We start from the raw sequence: 16,369 nt of genomic DNA on the forward strand, positions 1-16,369 counted from the left end.
CTATGGAGGCAGCGGCGTCGCTGTCGGGGTTGTTGCTGAGGAAGCTGCCGGTGCTGCTGGCCATGGCGGCGAGCTTGCGGGCCTGTTCGTCTTCGGCCTGGGCGGTGACGTCCTGGTCTGGCGAGTTGAGGTCCGGCAGTGCGTGCGCAGGGGCCGAGGGCACGGACAAACGATCGCCCGGCTTGAGGGCGTCGAGGTCGCGGCCTGGGTTGAGGGTGCGCAGGGTGGCGGTGGTGGTGGCGTAGTGGGTAGCAATCGAGGCCAGGCTATCGCCCATGGCGAAGGTGTGGAGGCGGGAAGGCGCGGGTGAATGCTTGGCCGGTTGAGTGTCGGGCACGGCACTGGCCGAAGGGGTGGCCAATGCCAGTGTCAGTGGAAGAACGGCTTGGACGCCGATATTGAGCCAGGCCACGGCCTGCGTCCCGAAGGGCGGCCTGCCGTGCAAAGTGTGCTTTTTCAATGAAGTTACCAGTCCCTGATGGCCTGAAATGTAACTTCGCGATGGCGTTGTTTTTTCGCCAAGCCAATGCCCCTCGCAAGCGATGAGCAGTTTTTTGGCACACTCAATCGGTAGTGAAAAAGAGAAAATGACCAACACCAAGGCGAAGCGATTGAAAGCAACTTCCATCTTTTCGATAGATGTCACGAGGCCGCCAAACGCAATGGATTGGAAGTGCGGTAAGTGCAAGTTCTAACAGCGTCAGGAGGCTTTCAGGGGGCGGAATCTACAAAAATAAAAAGTTTGGTTCTGTAGGGAAAATCCTGTTCTTGACTTGAATGAGCGGGTTGCCGTGTGGCGAACTCCGAAAAAAAGGGCCGCAATAATGCGGCCCTTGGATTTGATATACGCGGTGAATGAACGCAATCAACGTCAGTTATCGGTCAAGGGGTCGTCCTGGGAGAGCAGCGCGTTGGCCAGCTCCTCGTCACTGGCCTGCAGGCCAGGGTTGTCCTTGCGGGCCTGCTCCAGCGCGGACTCCACATAGGCGCCGCGGATGACCCCGCCACTGGCCACGAAGGCCGACAGCTCATCGCGGGCCGGGATGATCCGTTTGTCGTCCTTGAAGGTCGAGTACAGCGAGGCGGAGACCCCTGCCGATGTGGCGACATCGCCCGCATCCACACCGGCCAGGGCAGCCCCTGCCGGGAGCAGGAGCAAGAACGAAGGAACGAGCAGTAGATGGCGCATGGCAAGACCTCCAGGTGAAGCCCAAGGGATTTACTGCATGTTGTTAAGAGCGGTGACGGTACCCAGGAGTTCCATCGACCGCTTGTCGATCACACCCCAGCGCCATGCGCCCCTGGCCACGCAGGTAGAGGCCGTAGCCCAGACCCAGTGCCAGCCACAGGCTCCCGAACGCCAGGGTCGCGGTGCTCATCCCGCCCATTACCGTGAGCACCACGCCAATCCCCACCACGGGCACCAGCCAGTGGGCGAACCAGCGCCGGCTGCGGCCTTGGATGCCCAACTTCACCAGCACTGAAAGGTGCAGCAGCACAAATGCAGACAGCGCGCCGAAGTTGACGAACGACGCCAGACTGTCGATCCGTTCGCGCATCACGATGGCGATCACCAGCGACAGCGCGGTCGACAACAGCAGCGCCACGTGAGGCGTGCCATGGCGCCGGTGCAGACGGGCGAACAGCCCCGGCAACTGGCGATCGCGGCCCATGGCGAACAACACCCGGGACACGCCGACCTGCATCGGCAGCACATTGGTGAACCCACACATCAAGGCGATCAGCCAAGCCACCGCCACGGCGCTGAAGGGGCTGATCTGCACGGCCAGCAGTTGATAGATCGCGCCGGAGGCATCCGCGATGCGCAACCCCGGCATCAGGTTACCCAGCACCCAGGTGCTGATGACGAACAGCACGGCGCAGATCAGCAGCACCGCCAGAATGGCCCGCCCGACCAGGCGCCGGTCGCCGCCCTTGACCTCCTCGGAAAGGGTCGAGATGGCGTCGAAGCCCAGGAAGGACAGCACGCAGATCGAGGTGGCGGCGAACACCTTGCCCAGGTCGAGTTGGCTGGCGTCATACAGCGGCGCCAAGGTCAGCGCACCGGCGCCTTTGCCGTCGGCCAACGCATTTGCCGCGAGCACGATCAGCCCCAGCATGACCGCGAACTGCACGACCACCGAGACCAGGCTGATGCGGGTGGTCACCGATACGCCGAACCAGTTCACCGCCAGCGAGACCACCACCAGGCCCACCAGGCAACTGGCGCGGTCCAGGCCGGGCACCAGCGTTTGCAGGCCGACCGCCATGACCAGGAACACCAGCGCCGGAATCAGCAGGTAATCGAGCAGGATCAGCCAGCCGGCGATGAACCCCGGCAACTCGCCCAGGCTGTGCCGGGCAAAGCCGTAGACCGAGCCTGAGCAGGGCACTTCGGCCGACATGGTGGCGTAGCTCTGGGCGGTGAAGTACATGCACAGGGCGCCAAGCAGGTAGGCCAGGGCGATCAGCCCGCCCGAGGCCTCCCAGACAAAGCCGAAGGTGGTCAGAGGCGCCATCGGCGCAATGTAGGCCAGCCCGTAGGCGAGCAGGTCTTTCATGCCCAGGGTACGCCGCAGTGTCGCGCCGCCCTCAAGGCTCACAGGTTTCTCGGTGGCAAGGCCCATGGTGAGCTCCGGTTCTTGTCGTTGTTGGAGGAGGCGGTGGCGCCGCAGGTGCGGGTCAGCCGGCGAAGCGTGCGTGGCGGTGGACTTCCTGGCCTTCCAGCAGGGTGAGCAGGACCTCGGTGGCGCCGATCTCGTGGGGCGCGATGCTGTACAGGTCGCGGTCGAGCAGGATCAGGTCGGCGTACTTGCCCACGCTCAGGCTGCCGGTGCTGTCATCGCGCCAAGCGGCATGGGCGGCGTTGAGGGTGTAGCCACGGATCGCTTCGTCGATGCTGATCCGGTGCTGCGGTGTGTGCGCCGGGCTGTCGGGGCCGTGGGCAGGGTTCTGGCGGGTGACTGCGCACTGGATGATCTGGAACGGGTCGAACGTGGTCACGCCCCAATCACTGCTGACCATGCAGGTCACGCCCTGGCGGATGAATTCGCCGATCGGGTAGGTCCATTGCGCGCGAGCCTCGCCAAGCATGGCATTGACCAGCGGGTCGGCGTCGGGGTTCGGTTGTGCCCAGAGGGTCTGGTAGTTGGCCAGGATGCCCAGCTCGCGAAACCGTGGGATGTCCGCCGGATGCACCACTTGCAGGTGGGCGATCTGGTGGCGGGCGTCCCACGGGCCATTCTGGCGCCGGGCATGTTCGATACCGTCGATGGCCGCACGGGTGGCGCCATCGCCGATGCTGTGCACGTGCAACTGGAAGCGCTCGCGGTCGAAGGCGGCGAAGCAGTCGTTGATCTGCGCCTGGGTGAACATCAGTTCGGCATTGCCGCCCGTGTCGCAACGCGGTTCGAGCAACACGGCGGTGCCGTTCTCCAGCACGCCATCAAGGAAGAACTTGGCCGAATGCAGCGACACGCGCTCGCCCTGATAGGTGTTGCGCAAGTCGATCAACTCGCGCAGTTGCTCATCCAGCGGCTTGTGGGCGAACACCTTGGCGGTGGCGCGCACGCGCAGGGTGAGGTCACCGCGCTCAAGGCACGCCTGGTAGTTCTTCATGTAGTTGCGGCTGACCATCGCATCGAGCACGCCGGTGATACCGCGGCTGTTGAACACCTTGCTGTAGTGGGCCATGGCCTGGAGGTAGTCCGCCTCGCTGTAGCCTGGGGCAATGCGGCCCATGGCCCAGATGGCGTCCTCGACCAGCCAACCTTTGGGGGTGCCGTCGGCCAGGCGCAGGTAGCTGCCGTTGTCCGGCTCCGGGCTGCCGGGGCGCACGCCGGCCGCTTCGAAGGCGGCGCTGTTGGCCCAGCCGTTGTGATAGTCACTGGCGAACATCAGCGCCGGGCGGCCGTCGGTGACGCTGTCGAGCCGTTCTTTGGTCAGTTGCTCGGGGGTGAAGCGCGCCGAAGAAAAGCCCACACCACGGATCCAGGGTTTGTCCGGGTTGGCCTGGGCGAAGTCGCGGATGATCGCCAGCAGGTCCTCGACGCTGGTGGCCTCGTACAGCGCGGCGTTGTGGTAGAGGTCGGCGCTGCTGAGCTGAAAGTGCACATGGGTGTCCTGCAGCCCCGGCAGCATCAGCTTGCCTTGGGCATGGATGCGGCGGGTGGCGGCATCGGCCAGGCGTTCGATGGTGGCGTTGTCACCCACGGCCAGGATGCGCCCATCGCGCACAGCAATGGCCTCGGCCCTGGGCAGGTGCGGGTCCTGGGTGCGGATATCGGCGTGGGTGATGATCAGTTCGGCGGTCTGCATGGCAGGTCCTCAGTAGAGGTAGGTGAAATACATTTCCAGGGCGCGGAAGGTGTCGTCGCCCAACGCCTGCTTGGCTGCGCCCTGTGGTCTGACCCAGTTGTAGGCCAGCGAGGTGTGCAGGCGGGGCGTGGGGTTCCAGTCGAGAAAGACCACGTTCTCGTCGGCGAAGCGGCGATCGTCCACGGGCATGCCGTTGAAGTGCTTTTCGTCCAGGGAGAACTGGTAGTGGATGCCGCCCAGCGTCACGGTGTCGCTCAGGTGGGTCTTGAGGGTCCACTGGTTGACCCGCTCGTTGCTGTTGAACAGCAGGTAGTTGCCGACCACGTCGCCGATCAGCCAGGTACTCCAGTCGACGAAGCCCTTGCTCAGCGGGTCCCAGCTTTTCTGGGTGCGATCGCCCAGGTCGTCGTCGCCGGAGAAGCGCGCATGGCGGTAGCTGAGGATCGGTGTAAGCGGCAGGTGCGCGAACGAGTAGTCTGCCTGGGCGTACCAGGCATCGGCGTGGTAGTGCATGCCTTCGCCGCTGCCGCGTTGCACGGCGTACTCACCGTGCAGGGTCAGGGCGTCCAGGGCTGGCAGCTGGCCGTTCAGGGCACGCAGGTTGAACACGTGCATGCCATCGCGGGCGGTCAGGTTCTGGCCATGATCGGCCAGGGAGTCGACGCCCATGGCCATGGCGCCGAGGGTGACGCGGTCGGCCAGGCGGTAATCGAGGTTGATGCCGTTCAGGCGAAAGTCGCCTTGGTGATTGTCGCTGCGCAGGCTGAAAACCTGGGCTTGGAGCGCGTCGTGGGCATAGCCAAGCAGCGCCGAGTCGCGAAACGCGGTGCGCGGGGCGAGCCAGTAGGCGCCGTCATCGAACATGTCGAGGTTGCCGTCGGCGACGATGAACCCCGTGCCGACCATGAAGTTCTGCCGGCCGGCGGTCAGGCGCCAGTCGCCTACGCGCAGTCCGCCGTAGGCCTCTTCCAGGGCGAAGTGGCCATCGGCGCTGCGGGTGTAGCCACCGGCATCGCCGTCGCCTTGGGTGGTGGCGCCGATCACCGACGCACCGCCAAGTACTTCCACATCCGGTGCCAAGGCATAGCCGAGGGTAACGCCCGGCTTGATGTAGAGCTCTTGCCAGTCCACACGGGTGCCGCCGTTGCTGGCGTCGCGCAAGTCCATGCGTCCGGCGCCGAAGTTCACGCCGCGGGTCACCAGGTTGGCGGCGCCAGCGCCGACGGTGAGCTCGCCCTGCAAGCCATCGAGGTCGAAACGTTGGCCGGCCCAACCGTGCTGGCTGGCGGCGAGCCCACAGAAAAGCAGCGCCCAAGCGGGCGAGAGGGTGCGATGCATTGAGGGGGTCCTTTGTTCTTGTTGTTGTCGGCGGGGCAGTGTCCGGGCTTTGCGGCCCTGGAGTTCAAAGTGCCGGCGCCAAGGTGGCTTTGCGGGCGCTGTGCGCTGTGGCAGTCTTTCCCGTCACCTGTGGTTTGCGGCACAGGTTAAAGGCCTTCGCTGGGGCGAGTTAGTTGTCGCCTGGCATAACACTTGGGAATTTCTGGACTAGATCATGGACAAGTTCCTCAGCCTGCAACTGTTCGTCGCCAGTGCCGAGTACGGCAGTTTCAGCCGGGCCGCCGAGCAGCGGGACATGACCCCTTCGGCAGTCGCCAAGTCGATCCGCCGCCTCGAGGCAGAGGTCGGGGCGCGGTTGTTCGAGCGCACCACGCGAAGCATGGCGTTGACCGAGGCGGGCCTTTTGTACCTGGAAAACGCCCGCGACATCCTCGAGCGCATGCGCGAAACCGAAGAGGAAATCGCCCAGTTGCAGCACAGCCTCAAGGGCACCCTGCGGGTCACCGGGCCGCTGTCGTTTGGCCGGCCATTTCTCAACGCCGCCTGCGCGCGCTTTTTGCAGGCGCATCCGCAGATGTCCTTGCAGGTGGACCTGAGCGACCAGTACATCGACCTGCTCGACGGCCACTACGACATGGCCTTGCGCCTGGGCCAGAGCGACCTGCCGGGCCTGATCGCCCAGCCCATCGGTGAGAGCCGCGTGGTGCTGTGCGCAAGCCCTGGGTACCTGCGCCGTCACGGCACGCCAACGCACCCGGCGCAGTTGGCGACGCATGAGTGTCTGGTCTATCGGCACCCGGCGCTAGGCGATTCCTGGGTGCTGGAGAAGGATGGCGAGCGCCATGCCATCAAGCGCAAGGGGCGGCTGGGCAGCGACAATCTGGAACTGCTGCTCGAGGCCTGCTTGGCCGGGCAAGGGGTGATTGCCTGCCCGTATTGGAGCGTGCTGCCGTACTTGCAGGCAGGGCGGCTGCAGGCATTTCTCGGCGACTACGCGTTCGATCGCAAAGCCCTGGGGGCGCAGTTGCAGGCGGTGTACCCGAGCACCCGGCGGGCGACGCGCAAGATCGCGGCGTTCATCGAACATCTGCGCACGTACTTGAACGAGGAGGGGATGAGCGCGGTCGCTGGACAAGGGGCAAGGGAGGCAACTTTCCCATAGGTCAACTGGTAGGTGACCTACAGATCTGTGAGTTCAGGCGCCTGGGCAGCAGGAATAGCATCCATCGAAACGCCCGGCAGTGCCGTCAGACGGCGACGCACGGGATGGATCGCTCGTATGCCAAGGGAGCCCTAGATGTCTGACCACAGTGATCACGAACCCAACCTGCTCGACCAAATCCTCGAAACCGAACCCGGCATCAACAGCACCTTAGGTGCCCGTGCATTGGCCCAGGACACACTGCTGGATCTGCAGGGCAAGCCTCCTGTCACCTTGGTCCAGCGCTTTTCCGGCTTGCATGTCAAGCAAGCCCAGCGACTGAAGGATCGCGTGGACGTGGCCACGGCGGCGATGATGCGCGCGTTTCGGGAAAACCGCCTGAGCGCCGCGACCCGCCGGGCGGCGGAGGAGCTCAAAGGCCCGTTGGCGCAGAACAATGGCCCGACGTTCGAGAACCAATTTTCGCCATCCTGGGGCTACCACACCCACCCGCAAGCCGTGGATGCTACGACCTCGCCAGCCGCCTACCTGATCGACATGCTGACCTTCGTGCAGCAGCACCTGGAGCCACAGGGCAACGCGCTCAAGGCCGTGACGTTGAAAACGCGGCGTCCGGATCTGTACGACCTTTCGCTCGATGAGGACACCATGAATCGCACGGTGGCCCAAGTCGAGGTGGTCAACCATGTGATGGAAAGCGCCATCGAGCGCCAGCGAACCGTGGCCGATGACACCACCGCCACCCAGGACAAACTCCTCCAGGTGCGCTACCCGCTCAAGCAGTTCCCCTATGAGCGCTACTGGGAGCAGATCGTTACGGTGCTGGCCCACCATGAGTTGTCGGTGAGCGATGTGTCGCGGCTGTCCGATATCGATGCGCCGTATTTCATTCAGCCCGGTGCCCACTCCCACTGGTCGGACGTCGCCCTGCAACAGGACGCAGGCCTCGGCCCGGCCCTGCGCGCCATCCTGCTCGAGACGCCGTACTTCGGCACGGGCGGTGAGGTGCGCTTCAACCCCCAGACCCGGCGACTGCTGGCCCTGCCGCCCACATCCGCGGTTCGGCGCGCCGAAGACGTGGCGAACAACAGCGTTAGCTTCTTCAAGGACAACTTTGGTGTCCAGGCTTACCCGACGTTGCAGAATGTGGTGAGCTTCTGCCAGGCCCTGCACATGAGCCAGGATGAAATGGAGTCATTGTTCGCCCTGGCCGCCTACGCACCGGTTCGCTCCGACAACGTGGTCGTCGAGGCATCCCGTGCCCCCGCATCACCTGTGCAGTTCGGCGCGCGCTTCATCAACAGCGGCAGCGACACCCCGGTATCAGTGGCCAGTGACAGCACAGAGCCTATGCTGCACCACTTCGAGCACCTGAGCGAAGACCGCTGCGACCGGATCAATCGCTTGGTACGCCTGGCCACGGCGCTGAAGCTTTCCTACGCCGAAACGGACCAGCTCGTCTGCGCGGCCATCGAGGCGGAGCGGCGTGCCGCGGCCAGTCAGGAGACCGCCAGCGAGGCGCCGCTGTGGATGACGGCCAATACGATCCGGGCGCTGGGTGTATTCCAGTTTCTGCGCGAGCGCTTCTCGTGCAGTGCCGAGGACTTTTCCGCCCTGCTGTCGGACATGTCCATATTCGCCAGTGGCGATACCCTCAGCCATTTCGACCGGGTGTTCAACGCAGACACCACCACACCGCTGGTACTCGATGATCAGCCGTTCAGCCTGGGCAGCGAGGATGTCCAGAGCAAGCGCACGGTCGCTCAGCTGTGCCAGGGGCTTGGCATCAACATGGAGACCTTCCGCTACCTGTCGCGCCTGATCATGCAGGGGCAAAGCCAGCCGATGCTCAAACGCACCTTGCCGACGGTCAGTGCGTTCTACCGCATCACCTTGTTGGCTCGGCTGCTATCGATCACCACCATCGAACTGTTGTCGTTGCTCGAGGTGCTGAGCCCCGAAGGCCAATACGCCCTGCAACTGGCCGGTACCCCGCAGAACGCGATGTACAAGAGCTACACCCAGACCGACACGCTCAGCGTCATCCATGCCCTGAGCCGGTGTGTCGCCTGGTGCCAGGCGCAGCAGCTGCCCATCGCCTGGCTGGTGCAGCAGTTGTTGCCGGTCGAGACTGCCGATGTGGTGCCCGAGGAGTACCGCACGCTGCTCGGCGAGCTCAAGAGTCATCTGGTGCCGTTCCAGGATTTCGACCGCCTGCTCGCCGACGCCGGTGTGATGCCTTTGAGAACCCAAGGCTGGAAGCAGAATCTCACGGAGGTCGTCGACGCCCAGGGGCTGATCAAAGAAACCGGTCATTCCGAGGAAGATTTCGATCCTGTCCAGTACGAGTACTTCGCTGCACGGGAAATCGAGGTGGTGATCGAGCGGCTGATGCGCGCGCCAGAACCTGAGGACGGCAAGGGCGAGGGGCAGGCGCACAGCGAGGAAAGCGAGCTGCCGCTGCTTACGGCCGATGAAGCCGAACGCTTGAAGACCCTGATTCTCAGCGTCGTGTTGCGGATTCGCTCGCAGCAGTTGGGGGTGGTCCAGGAGCGCCTGTCGCACTTCTTGTCGCTCAAGGCCGACAGCGTGATCCCGGTGATCTATTGGGCACGCGGTAAAGCGCATACGTTGCTAGAGAGCGCGATGAACTTCGAACCGGACCAGCTTCAGTCCGAAGCGCTCAAAGCCATTATGCCGCTGATGCAACGCATGCAGCGCTGTGCCCGCGTCGTCATCCAGTTCGCCTTGAGCCCGGCGATGTTTTCCAGCCTGCTGGTGCGTGCCCAGCGTCCCCGCTGGAGTATCGAAAGCACGGACCTGACCCTGCAGACCTTGTACTTCCTGGAGCGCTACACGCGCACCTTACGCCAGGCCAAGCAGTCCGAAGAACAACTGCTGGGCTATTTCGACCTGATCGAGTCGTTGGGCGAGCTGACCGACAACGAGCGCCGCCTGATCAAGGACGCCGCGGCCGAGAAGATCGCCGCGTGGCTGGGTTGGGGCATTCGAGAAGTGCTCGATGTAGCGGCTCAGGTGACCCCTGACGGCATCATTCGCACCCTGGCGCAGCTGTGCGCCTTGGTCGACACCCGTCAACTGTGCGAAAAAACCGGCTTGAGCGCAGGCTCCCTGATGAAACTCAGCCGCCTCAGCGGCCACGACGACACCGAGGCCTATCGCAGCGCCGCGCACGAAATGCTGAGCAGCCTGCGCCAGGCGCCCGAACAGCGGCGTGACGAGACAGAGCTGCGCCAGAGTCTGTCCACGCGCTGCCTGCTCAGCAAATCGCGGTTGATCGCCAGGAAAAAGGATGAGGAAACCGAAGGCTACCGTCGCCGTCGGCAAGAGTGGCAGTTGCAGGCCAAGCTCGCGGGCAAGGAGCTCCAGGTTCTGGACAAGCAACTGGACGCGCAGCAGCACGCCACCTTGGCCGCCGAGCAGGCGTTGGCCCACAGCCGCAAGGCCTTGGCCCACACCCAGCAGCTGTATGCCTACTACCAGAACAAGTCCACCAGCGTATCGCTGTGCCCCAGGATAAAGTGCTGGCCCAACCGGGCTATGACCAATCCCCAGCGATCCCCGACGCCGGCCATACCTGGACGCTCACCGGCAAGGAGGTCAGCGGCACGTTTGGTCTGCAGGTGCATGTGGAGGGGTTCAAGACCCCAGCGTCGCTGGCCAGCAATGTGCTGATGTCCACGAAGTTGGCGGACGAAGCGGTGGTGACACTCGATGGCAGCGACAAGCTCTCGCCCGCGCTGTTTCGTCGCAACACTGCTGGCAAGGTCCTGCTCAAGCCACGGTCGACTAGCCCGCTGGGTACGGCGGTGACCCCTCAGGCCTGGATGGCCTTCGTCACCACTGGCGCCACTTTGACCGCAGCGCAAGTGCCTGCCGACCCGAAGTACACGAGTGAACGATCGATCACGGCTGCTGGCCTGGAGTGGCGGGTGACCGGGGTGAACGTCAGCGGGTTGTTTGGTATTGCCCTGCACGTAAAAGGCTTCGAGCCGATAACGGTGGGTAACTGTGGGTTGTTGTCGTCCACGATGAAGGATGAAATGGGCCTTCGTGCCAGCTGGCGCGACGACCTGCCCCCGGGGTTGATGTCACCCGAGCACTCGACGGTTGTCCATGCGCCGAGCAGTCCGCTGGTCAAGCTTGGGGCGCAACTGCGGCTGGACTTTTTACCGGAGGGCGCGAGCTGCATCCTCAAGGAAAGGCCGGCAAGAGGCGAGTGGGTGAAGATGTCCGATACCGGACGTGTGAAGTGGCTCCTGACCGGCTCGGTCATGGACATCGGCTGGGTGCAGGGCCGTATCACCAGTACGCTGTTCCCCGGCGATACCTTGAAGTTGCCGCCTTTTTACGTGGGCTGGAATCCTGAAGAGGCTGGGCCTGCTCCGGAGGACAAGGCGCTGGCGCAACAGGGTGCCAATCAGGAGTGTCCGCTGTAAGCGTGCGGTGGTCGACGTAATCACATTCAGCGCCTGAAACCGCCGCGCAGGTCGAACTGCGCGGCGGTTTTTTCGTCTTCGGATACCGCGCGTGGTGATTGAAGTAAGAGAGGTGTGGACCCCACAGGCACGCCGGTATGTTCGAGAGCTACCCAGAGCATGAAAAGTCTCGAGACGAAGGCAAGGCAAGGCGAAAACAGCCGAGGAACGGTCGGAATCGCGCTGGACTTTAGGGGTTGTAAATGAGCATTCCGAGGCTGTTTTCAACGCGGCATCACCGAGTATCAGGGTTTTTGCTAAGCGCTGAGTTGCCAAAGACTATGTAAACAGTCCTGGGTCATCCACGCCGCTCAGGAAGACAAAGCACAGCACCCACCGTCTCGGCGTGCCGGAAGGCAGCTGAAGCGGTGGGTGCTGATTTATTCATGTGGCAATTGGTTTGAAGGCCAATTGCGTTTCAAGTGTCATGCCATGTTGATTTGATGTCGGGTCAAGGAATTTCTGGGACTGGGAAGGGCAGAGGGCCGATGAGAATATGCTTGGCGATTCGGTTGGGCGAGCCTTCCTTCGTCTTGAGATACACCGTTTCATTAGGTGCAACAGGGCCGTTGCCGTTATATATCTGCGCGGCGGTGAATGCAGCAGGAACTAGTGCCTCGGGTATTTTGAGAAGTAGGCTGCAGTCATCTATGAGCGCACTTACGTACTCACCATTTCCGTAATGTAAGTTGATAATAATTTTCCCAGTGACTGCTATATGAGTTTCATCGCTGTTGGGTGCGTATGAGATTGAAATTTCCTTGACGAAAATATCTCCAAAGTTCATGAGTGGGTGGTAGGGGATGAGTTCTTCTTTCTTTGTGTCGCCGGCGTTTAGTGTGGATTTGTTCACGATAGGTTTCCAAATAGTGATGGGTCCAGTCTGCTGTGTAAGCAATCCGGAGTTGTCATTATTCTAACTATCGATAACTTTGGTAACTAGCAATATGGGCAGGTGTCGTGCGCCCGACAACTGAAAAACTCTATGTGATAAAGATGTGCGGCTGGAGTCAACGCTGAAGCGGAGGGGGCATAGCCTTCAATTCAAGGGTTGCCGGTGCAGCGGTGTAAGGTTCGCGCCATCCTGATATTAAGCAAAGCACAGCGCCCACAAGTTCGATATGCCGTGATGACCTTCGAATCTGTGGGCGCTGATTTATTTATGAGGGAGTAGCTGAATTAAAGGGCTGTCGGAAGCGTAAAGGGGAGCAGGCCGATGTAAATATCTGTGACCTTATCACTTGTTTGTCGAATGTATACTGTTTCATCTGGTGGGATAGGATTTCCATTGCATATTTGCGCAGCATTGAATGCGGCAGGCGCGAGGGCGTTGGGTACAGTTAATAGGTCGATGCATTCTTCGACTAGTGCACTTTCGGTGAGATCGATGATACGGGTGATTTTTTTGCCGGATACTATGATGGCGGTAGCGTCAGTGTCAGGCTTGTATGAGATTGAGATTGTTCTGGCGAATATATCGCCTACTTTCATGGGCGGTATGTAAGGTATGGTCTCTTCCGCTGTTGTGCTAAGATCGGTACGGGGCATGCTGTTATTCATGATATGATTTCCAAATAACTAATGGTGTTCCCAGAGTTTGCTTGGTAAGCTGGTGTGGGAAAGTCATTGTTTGGTTTTCAGGGTGATTTAATAACTAGCAAGATGTACAGGTGTTGTGCTTTAACTTAAGGTGTATAGCTGGTGGGGTTAAAGCTGGAACAGAGACAGCATGGCTCCCAAATCAAAGGGTTGTCAGTGCGATTGAGTGGGCTATGCGCCGTCTTTATAACTAAAACAAGGCGGCTAACTTTTGTGTGCTGTATTCACCTCGCTCACCGTGCTACCGCCTGATTAGGCCTGTAAAACAAAAAATGCGTAGTTTCGGCCGTCTTGCGATAGGCCTTGGCCCACGCCGGCCGCACCGTGCGGTCATGGAAATACAGCGCGCCGCCCGTGGGGTCCTTCAACTGCTGGTTGAGGGCCTTGCGGGCGATTTCTTTGGCCACGGCGTAGCGCTGCTCTTCCTCGACCTGATCAGGTCGCCCATCGCACCACCAGGAAAACTGGCAGGCCTTGGTTTCCACCCCTTGCTTGACCACCCCACAAATCGTGTCGGGGAAGCCTTCGTGGCCCAGGCGGTTGAGCACCACACTGGCCACGGCGCTCATGTCCTGGGCGTTGGCGCCTTTCGATTCCCAATAGATGGTGCGCGCAAGGCAGGTGATGCTGTCGTCCAACGGCGCCTGGCCGGCGGGGTCGACCGCTTTCACTTCACCGGGCGTGAGGGTTTCTTTCTTCTTGGGCGGTGGCGCGTCTTCGACCACTTTCTCTTCCAGCACTTGCGCCTTGTCCTCGGCCACGGCGGCCTTGGGGCTGTCGGCTGCGTGCAGCGGGCCTGCGAGCAGGGCCAGGGTCAGGCCGAACACCAGCGACGAGGTGCGCATGGTCGAGTTTTCCGCGAGGTGAGGTGAATCACAGTCTAGCCAAGCGGATTCAACTCAGCGCCAAGCTCAGCACCAGTGGCAGGGTGACGGCGGCAGCGACAGTCTGCAAGGCGATGATCGTGGCCATCAGCGGTGCGTTGCCGCCCATCTGCCGGGCCATCACATAGGATGACGACGCGGTCGGCAGGGCCTGGAACAGCACGGCCACCACCGCCGCCTGACCGCCCAGGCCCAACAGTCGGCACAGTCCCCAGGTGGTCAGAGGCATCACCAGGAACTTGAACGCCGAGGCCGCCACCAAGGGCCTCACCTGGTGGCCCAGGCGAGCGCCGCCCAGCGCTGCGCCCACGCACAGCAACCCCAGCGGCAGGGCTGCCTGGCCCAAGGCCTTGACCGTGGGCTCGAGCCCTGGCGGCAGGCCCAGCCCCGTCACCCGCAGCAGCAGGCCCCCGGCGCAGCCGACGATCAACGGGTTGGCGAAGATCGCCCGCAGCACCGTGATTGGCGAGCTGTGCCGGGCGCTGAAACGGGCGAACACCAGCACACACAGCAGGTTCACCAACGGCACGATGGCAGCGTTGGCCACCGCCGCCAGGGCGATGCCGGCACTGCCGTAAAGACCTGCGGCGAGGGTGGCGCCGATGTAGTTGTTGAAGCGCACGCCCCCTTGGAACACCGAGGTAAAGTCAGCGCCGTCGTGGTTGACCGCGCCCTGGTAGAGCACCAGCAGCAGCGCGCCGAGCACGGTCGAAAGCATCAGCACGCCGACCATGCCGAACACTGGCACGCCGTCCAGGTTGGCTGTGGCCAGGCCATGCAGAAACAAAGCGGGCAGCAGCACGTAGTAGCTCAGGCGCTCGGCACCGGGCCAGAACGCCTCGCCCAGAAACCCCCGCACACGCAGCACGGTGCCCAAGGCGATCAGCAAGATGATGGGGAGCAGGGTGGTCAGGAGCAGAGGGAGCATGGCGGCAGTCCGTGTCGGGTTCCGGCACAGACTAGCCGCGCCAGTCAGCATAAAAAAACGTTGTTTTCTGCAGTGACCCTTGAGGAAAACTGCACGGTCAGCGGTCACGTCTCGCGCAGTCACAGCCATGGCTACTCGATGGTCTTTGTCACCTGCTGTCTCTCCAACCCATCCAGCAGCGCCTCCACCAACGCCTTGCTGGCCTCCAATGCATGGTCATTGCCCAGCAACAGGTCATGGCAGGTGCCATCGGCCAAGGGCAAGGCTTTGAGATTGCTGGCGCAGGCGCCTTTAAGCAGGGTGCAGAGATGGACCAGGGCGTCTTCGAGTTCGACGCCAGCGCAGACGCTGAACAGGGGAGGATGGCTGTGTTCGCAGCTGCCGAACGCGGCGGGAGCCGTGGTGCTGCGGTGGGGTGGGTCCGGGATGGCTTTCGTCATTGTGTCGCTCCTTGATTCAATGGAGCCGCCACAATTCGCTACCAAACGAATGGTGACGGCTGTACGCAGGTTGGTAGACCGGGAATCAAGGAAACCGGCGCGCACGAGTGCGCCCTACGCACAGCCGCCATGACGCGAGACAGCCAGGCACTAAAAAGCGCCAGCTGAAACGCAGAGCGGGCGCTTGTGCGCCTTGATTGATCGCGGGCTACCAAACCCGGCTGCTGGATTGACAGCAGCGCGCACAGGTTACCGGCCCAGGTCAGGCGATTCAAGGCGCGATTCCGGCAGGGGGCCGCTGCGCGGCCCATCGCAGGCCTCCAACGCAGTCTTGAGCACGGCGCTCAGGTGCCGCCGCTGGCTCTTCTCATGCTCGAGCAACACCACCCGCCGCACCAGCTGCGGCTCGCCGAAGGGGAGGCGGATGGCCGGGGGCAGGCGTTCGAGGTCATCGTCGGCCATGGGGATGATCGCTACCCCAAGCCCCATCGCCGCCATGCGCGCAAGCGCCTCCTGGCTGTCCAGCTCCATCTGTTCGTGCACTTGCAAGTGCTGGCGGCGCAGCTCCTGTTCGATCTGCCGCCCGGCCCAGGCGCGCTTGTCAAAACGCAAGAAGGGCTGGCTGGCGAGCAGCTCGGGCAGGCTTTGGCCAGCAAGCTCGGGGCTGGCGATGGCCCAGAAGCGGTCTTCGAACAGCGGTGTGTGGTTCAGGCTCTGGGGGTAGGGTGGCACTGGCTCGGTGGTGATCGCCGCATCCAGTTCGCCGTCCTCCACGCGCCGGGCCAGCTCGGCTGACATGCCGGAAAAAACGCTGATGTGCAGCTGCGGGTGATGGGCCTTGATCCACACCAGCGCCTTGGGCAGGCGCCGGGCCAGGACTGTGTGGATCGCCCCGAGGCGCAGGCGCCCACGCAGGCTCGGGCCACTGGCCAAGGTATCGGCCAGCTCGTCATAGGCGGCCAGGATGCTTTCGGCGCGGGCCACCGCCAACTGCCCGGCCTCGGTCAGCATCACCTGACGCCGGCTGCGGTCGAACAGCGGGACCTGTAGTTCGTCCTCGAGGGTCTTGATGTGCAGGCTCACCGCCGAAGGCGTCAGGCTGAGCAGGTCGGCGGCGCGGGCGAAGGTGCCGTGGCGGGCGATGGTCACCAAGGTGCGCAGGGCTTTGAGGGACACGCGGGCGGCTCCGGGCTGGAATGAGC

The 16,369-nt window shown here is 62.7% G+C and carries 14 protein-coding genes; 3 read left to right on the forward strand and 11 right to left on the reverse strand.

Annotated features, from left to right (window positions below):
- From ABOA88_RS19235 to ABOA88_RS19255, 5 genes are all read right to left on the reverse strand, one after another.
- On the reverse strand, positions 1–412 hold a 412-nt coding region (locus ABOA88_RS19235; protein ID WP_440127984.1), incomplete at its 3' end, for a LysM peptidoglycan-binding domain-containing protein.
- A 459-nt stretch (positions 413–871) separates the two neighbouring features.
- A complete protein-coding gene (locus ABOA88_RS19240) occupies positions 872–1,189 on the reverse strand; it encodes a DUF2388 domain-containing protein (RefSeq protein WP_196171259.1) in 318 nt (105 codons plus the stop codon).
- A gap of 43 nt (positions 1,190–1,232) precedes the next feature.
- Positions 1,233–2,627, reverse strand: a complete 1,395-nt coding sequence (locus ABOA88_RS19245; protein ID WP_367851980.1) for an APC family permease — start codon at positions 2,625–2,627, stop codon at positions 1,233–1,235.
- 55 nt (positions 2,628–2,682) lie between these two features.
- Positions 2,683–4,317, reverse strand: coding sequence for an amidohydrolase (locus ABOA88_RS19250; protein ID WP_367851981.1), 1,635 nt, complete (start codon positions 4,315–4,317; stop codon positions 2,683–2,685).
- Positions 4,318–4,326: 9 nt separating this feature from the next.
- On the reverse strand, positions 4,327–5,655 hold the full coding sequence (locus tag ABOA88_RS19255) for a hypothetical protein (RefSeq protein WP_196171262.1): 1,329 nt from the start codon (positions 5,653–5,655) through the stop codon (positions 4,327–4,329).
- Between the two features lie 214 nt (positions 5,656–5,869).
- Between ABOA88_RS19255 and ABOA88_RS19260 the strand changes: the two genes are divergently transcribed.
- The 3 genes from ABOA88_RS19260 to ABOA88_RS19270 all read left to right on the forward strand — a co-directional run bounded on the left by ABOA88_RS19260 (position 5,870) and on the right by ABOA88_RS19270 (position 11,277).
- Positions 5,870–6,817 carry a LysR family transcriptional regulator gene (locus ABOA88_RS19260; RefSeq protein ID WP_367851982.1) on the forward strand — a complete coding sequence of 316 codons (948 nt, stop codon included), beginning with the start codon at positions 5,870–5,872 and terminating at the stop codon, positions 6,815–6,817.
- A gap of 135 nt (positions 6,818–6,952) precedes the next feature.
- Positions 6,953–10,513, forward strand: coding sequence for a Tc toxin subunit A (locus tag ABOA88_RS19265; protein ID WP_367851983.1), 3,561 nt, complete (start codon positions 6,953–6,955; stop codon positions 10,511–10,513).
- Complete coding sequence (locus ABOA88_RS19270) at positions 10,513–11,277, forward strand: hypothetical protein (RefSeq protein WP_367851984.1); 765 nt, start codon at positions 10,513–10,515, stop codon at positions 11,275–11,277. The genes ABOA88_RS19265 and ABOA88_RS19270 overlap by 1 nt, the downstream gene beginning before the upstream one ends.
- Before the next feature lie 490 nt (positions 11,278–11,767).
- Here ABOA88_RS19270 and ABOA88_RS19275 read toward each other — a convergent pair whose 3' ends face one another.
- The 6 genes from ABOA88_RS19275 to ABOA88_RS19300 all read right to left on the reverse strand — a co-directional run bounded on the left by ABOA88_RS19275 (position 11,768) and on the right by ABOA88_RS19300 (position 16,343).
- Positions 11,768–12,169, reverse strand: a complete 402-nt coding sequence (locus ABOA88_RS19275) for a hypothetical protein (protein ID WP_367851985.1) — start codon at positions 12,167–12,169, stop codon at positions 11,768–11,770.
- 326 nt (positions 12,170–12,495) lie between these two features.
- Positions 12,496–12,876 (reverse strand): hypothetical protein, encoded by a 381-nt coding sequence (locus tag ABOA88_RS19280; RefSeq protein ID WP_367851986.1) that lies wholly within the window; start codon positions 12,874–12,876, stop codon positions 12,496–12,498.
- Between the two features lie 272 nt (positions 12,877–13,148).
- Positions 13,149–13,760, reverse strand: coding sequence for a cell wall hydrolase (locus ABOA88_RS19285; RefSeq protein ID WP_196171170.1), 612 nt, complete (start codon positions 13,758–13,760; stop codon positions 13,149–13,151).
- A 49-nt stretch (positions 13,761–13,809) separates the two neighbouring features.
- Entirely contained in the window at positions 13,810–14,727 is a 918-nt protein-coding gene (locus ABOA88_RS19290; RefSeq protein WP_196171169.1) for an AEC family transporter, read from the reverse strand.
- 131 nt (positions 14,728–14,858) lie between these two features.
- Complete coding sequence (locus tag ABOA88_RS19295; protein ID WP_367851987.1) at positions 14,859–15,167, reverse strand: hypothetical protein; 309 nt, start codon at positions 15,165–15,167, stop codon at positions 14,859–14,861.
- Positions 15,168–15,416: 249 nt separating this feature from the next.
- Positions 15,417–16,343, reverse strand: a complete 927-nt coding sequence (locus ABOA88_RS19300; protein WP_367851988.1) for a LysR family transcriptional regulator — start codon at positions 16,341–16,343, stop codon at positions 15,417–15,419.
- Between the last annotated feature and the right edge of the window lie 26 nt (positions 16,344–16,369).

This window comes from Pseudomonas sp. PKS (assembly GCF_051913525.1).
In the GTDB taxonomy this organism is placed as follows: domain Bacteria; phylum Pseudomonadota; class Gammaproteobacteria; order Pseudomonadales; family Pseudomonadaceae; genus Aquipseudomonas; species Aquipseudomonas guariconensis_D.

Coding starts and splice junctions, on each gene's coding strand:
- ABOA88_RS19255 (WP_196171262.1), bottom strand. CDS start 5,655: ATGCATCGCACCCTCTCGCCCGCTTGGGCGCTGCTTTTCTGTGGGCTC.
- ABOA88_RS19290 (WP_196171169.1), bottom strand. CDS start 14,727: ATGCTCCCTCTGCTCCTGACCACCCTGCTCCCCATCATCTTGCTGATC.
- ABOA88_RS19295 (WP_367851987.1), bottom strand. CDS start 15,167: ATGACGAAAGCCATCCCGGACCCACCCCACCGCAGCACCACGGCTCCC.
- ABOA88_RS19245 (WP_367851980.1), bottom strand. CDS start 2,627: ATGGGCCTTGCCACCGAGAAACCTGTGAGCCTTGAGGGCGGCGCGACA.
- ABOA88_RS19265 (WP_367851983.1), top strand. CDS start 6,953: ATGTCTGACCACAGTGATCACGAACCCAACCTGCTCGACCAAATCCTC.
- ABOA88_RS19250 (WP_367851981.1), bottom strand. CDS start 4,317: ATGCAGACCGCCGAACTGATCATCACCCACGCCGATATCCGCACCCAG.
- ABOA88_RS19270 (WP_367851984.1), top strand. CDS start 10,513: ATGTCCACGAAGTTGGCGGACGAAGCGGTGGTGACACTCGATGGCAGC.
- ABOA88_RS19240 (WP_196171259.1), bottom strand. CDS start 1,189: ATGCGCCATCTACTGCTCGTTCCTTCGTTCTTGCTCCTGCTCCCGGCA.
- ABOA88_RS19285 (WP_196171170.1), bottom strand. CDS start 13,760: ATGCGCACCTCGTCGCTGGTGTTCGGCCTGACCCTGGCCCTGCTCGCA.
- ABOA88_RS19280 (WP_367851986.1), bottom strand. CDS start 12,876: ATGAATAACAGCATGCCCCGTACCGATCTTAGCACAACAGCGGAAGAG.
- ABOA88_RS19260 (WP_367851982.1), top strand. CDS start 5,870: ATGGACAAGTTCCTCAGCCTGCAACTGTTCGTCGCCAGTGCCGAGTAC.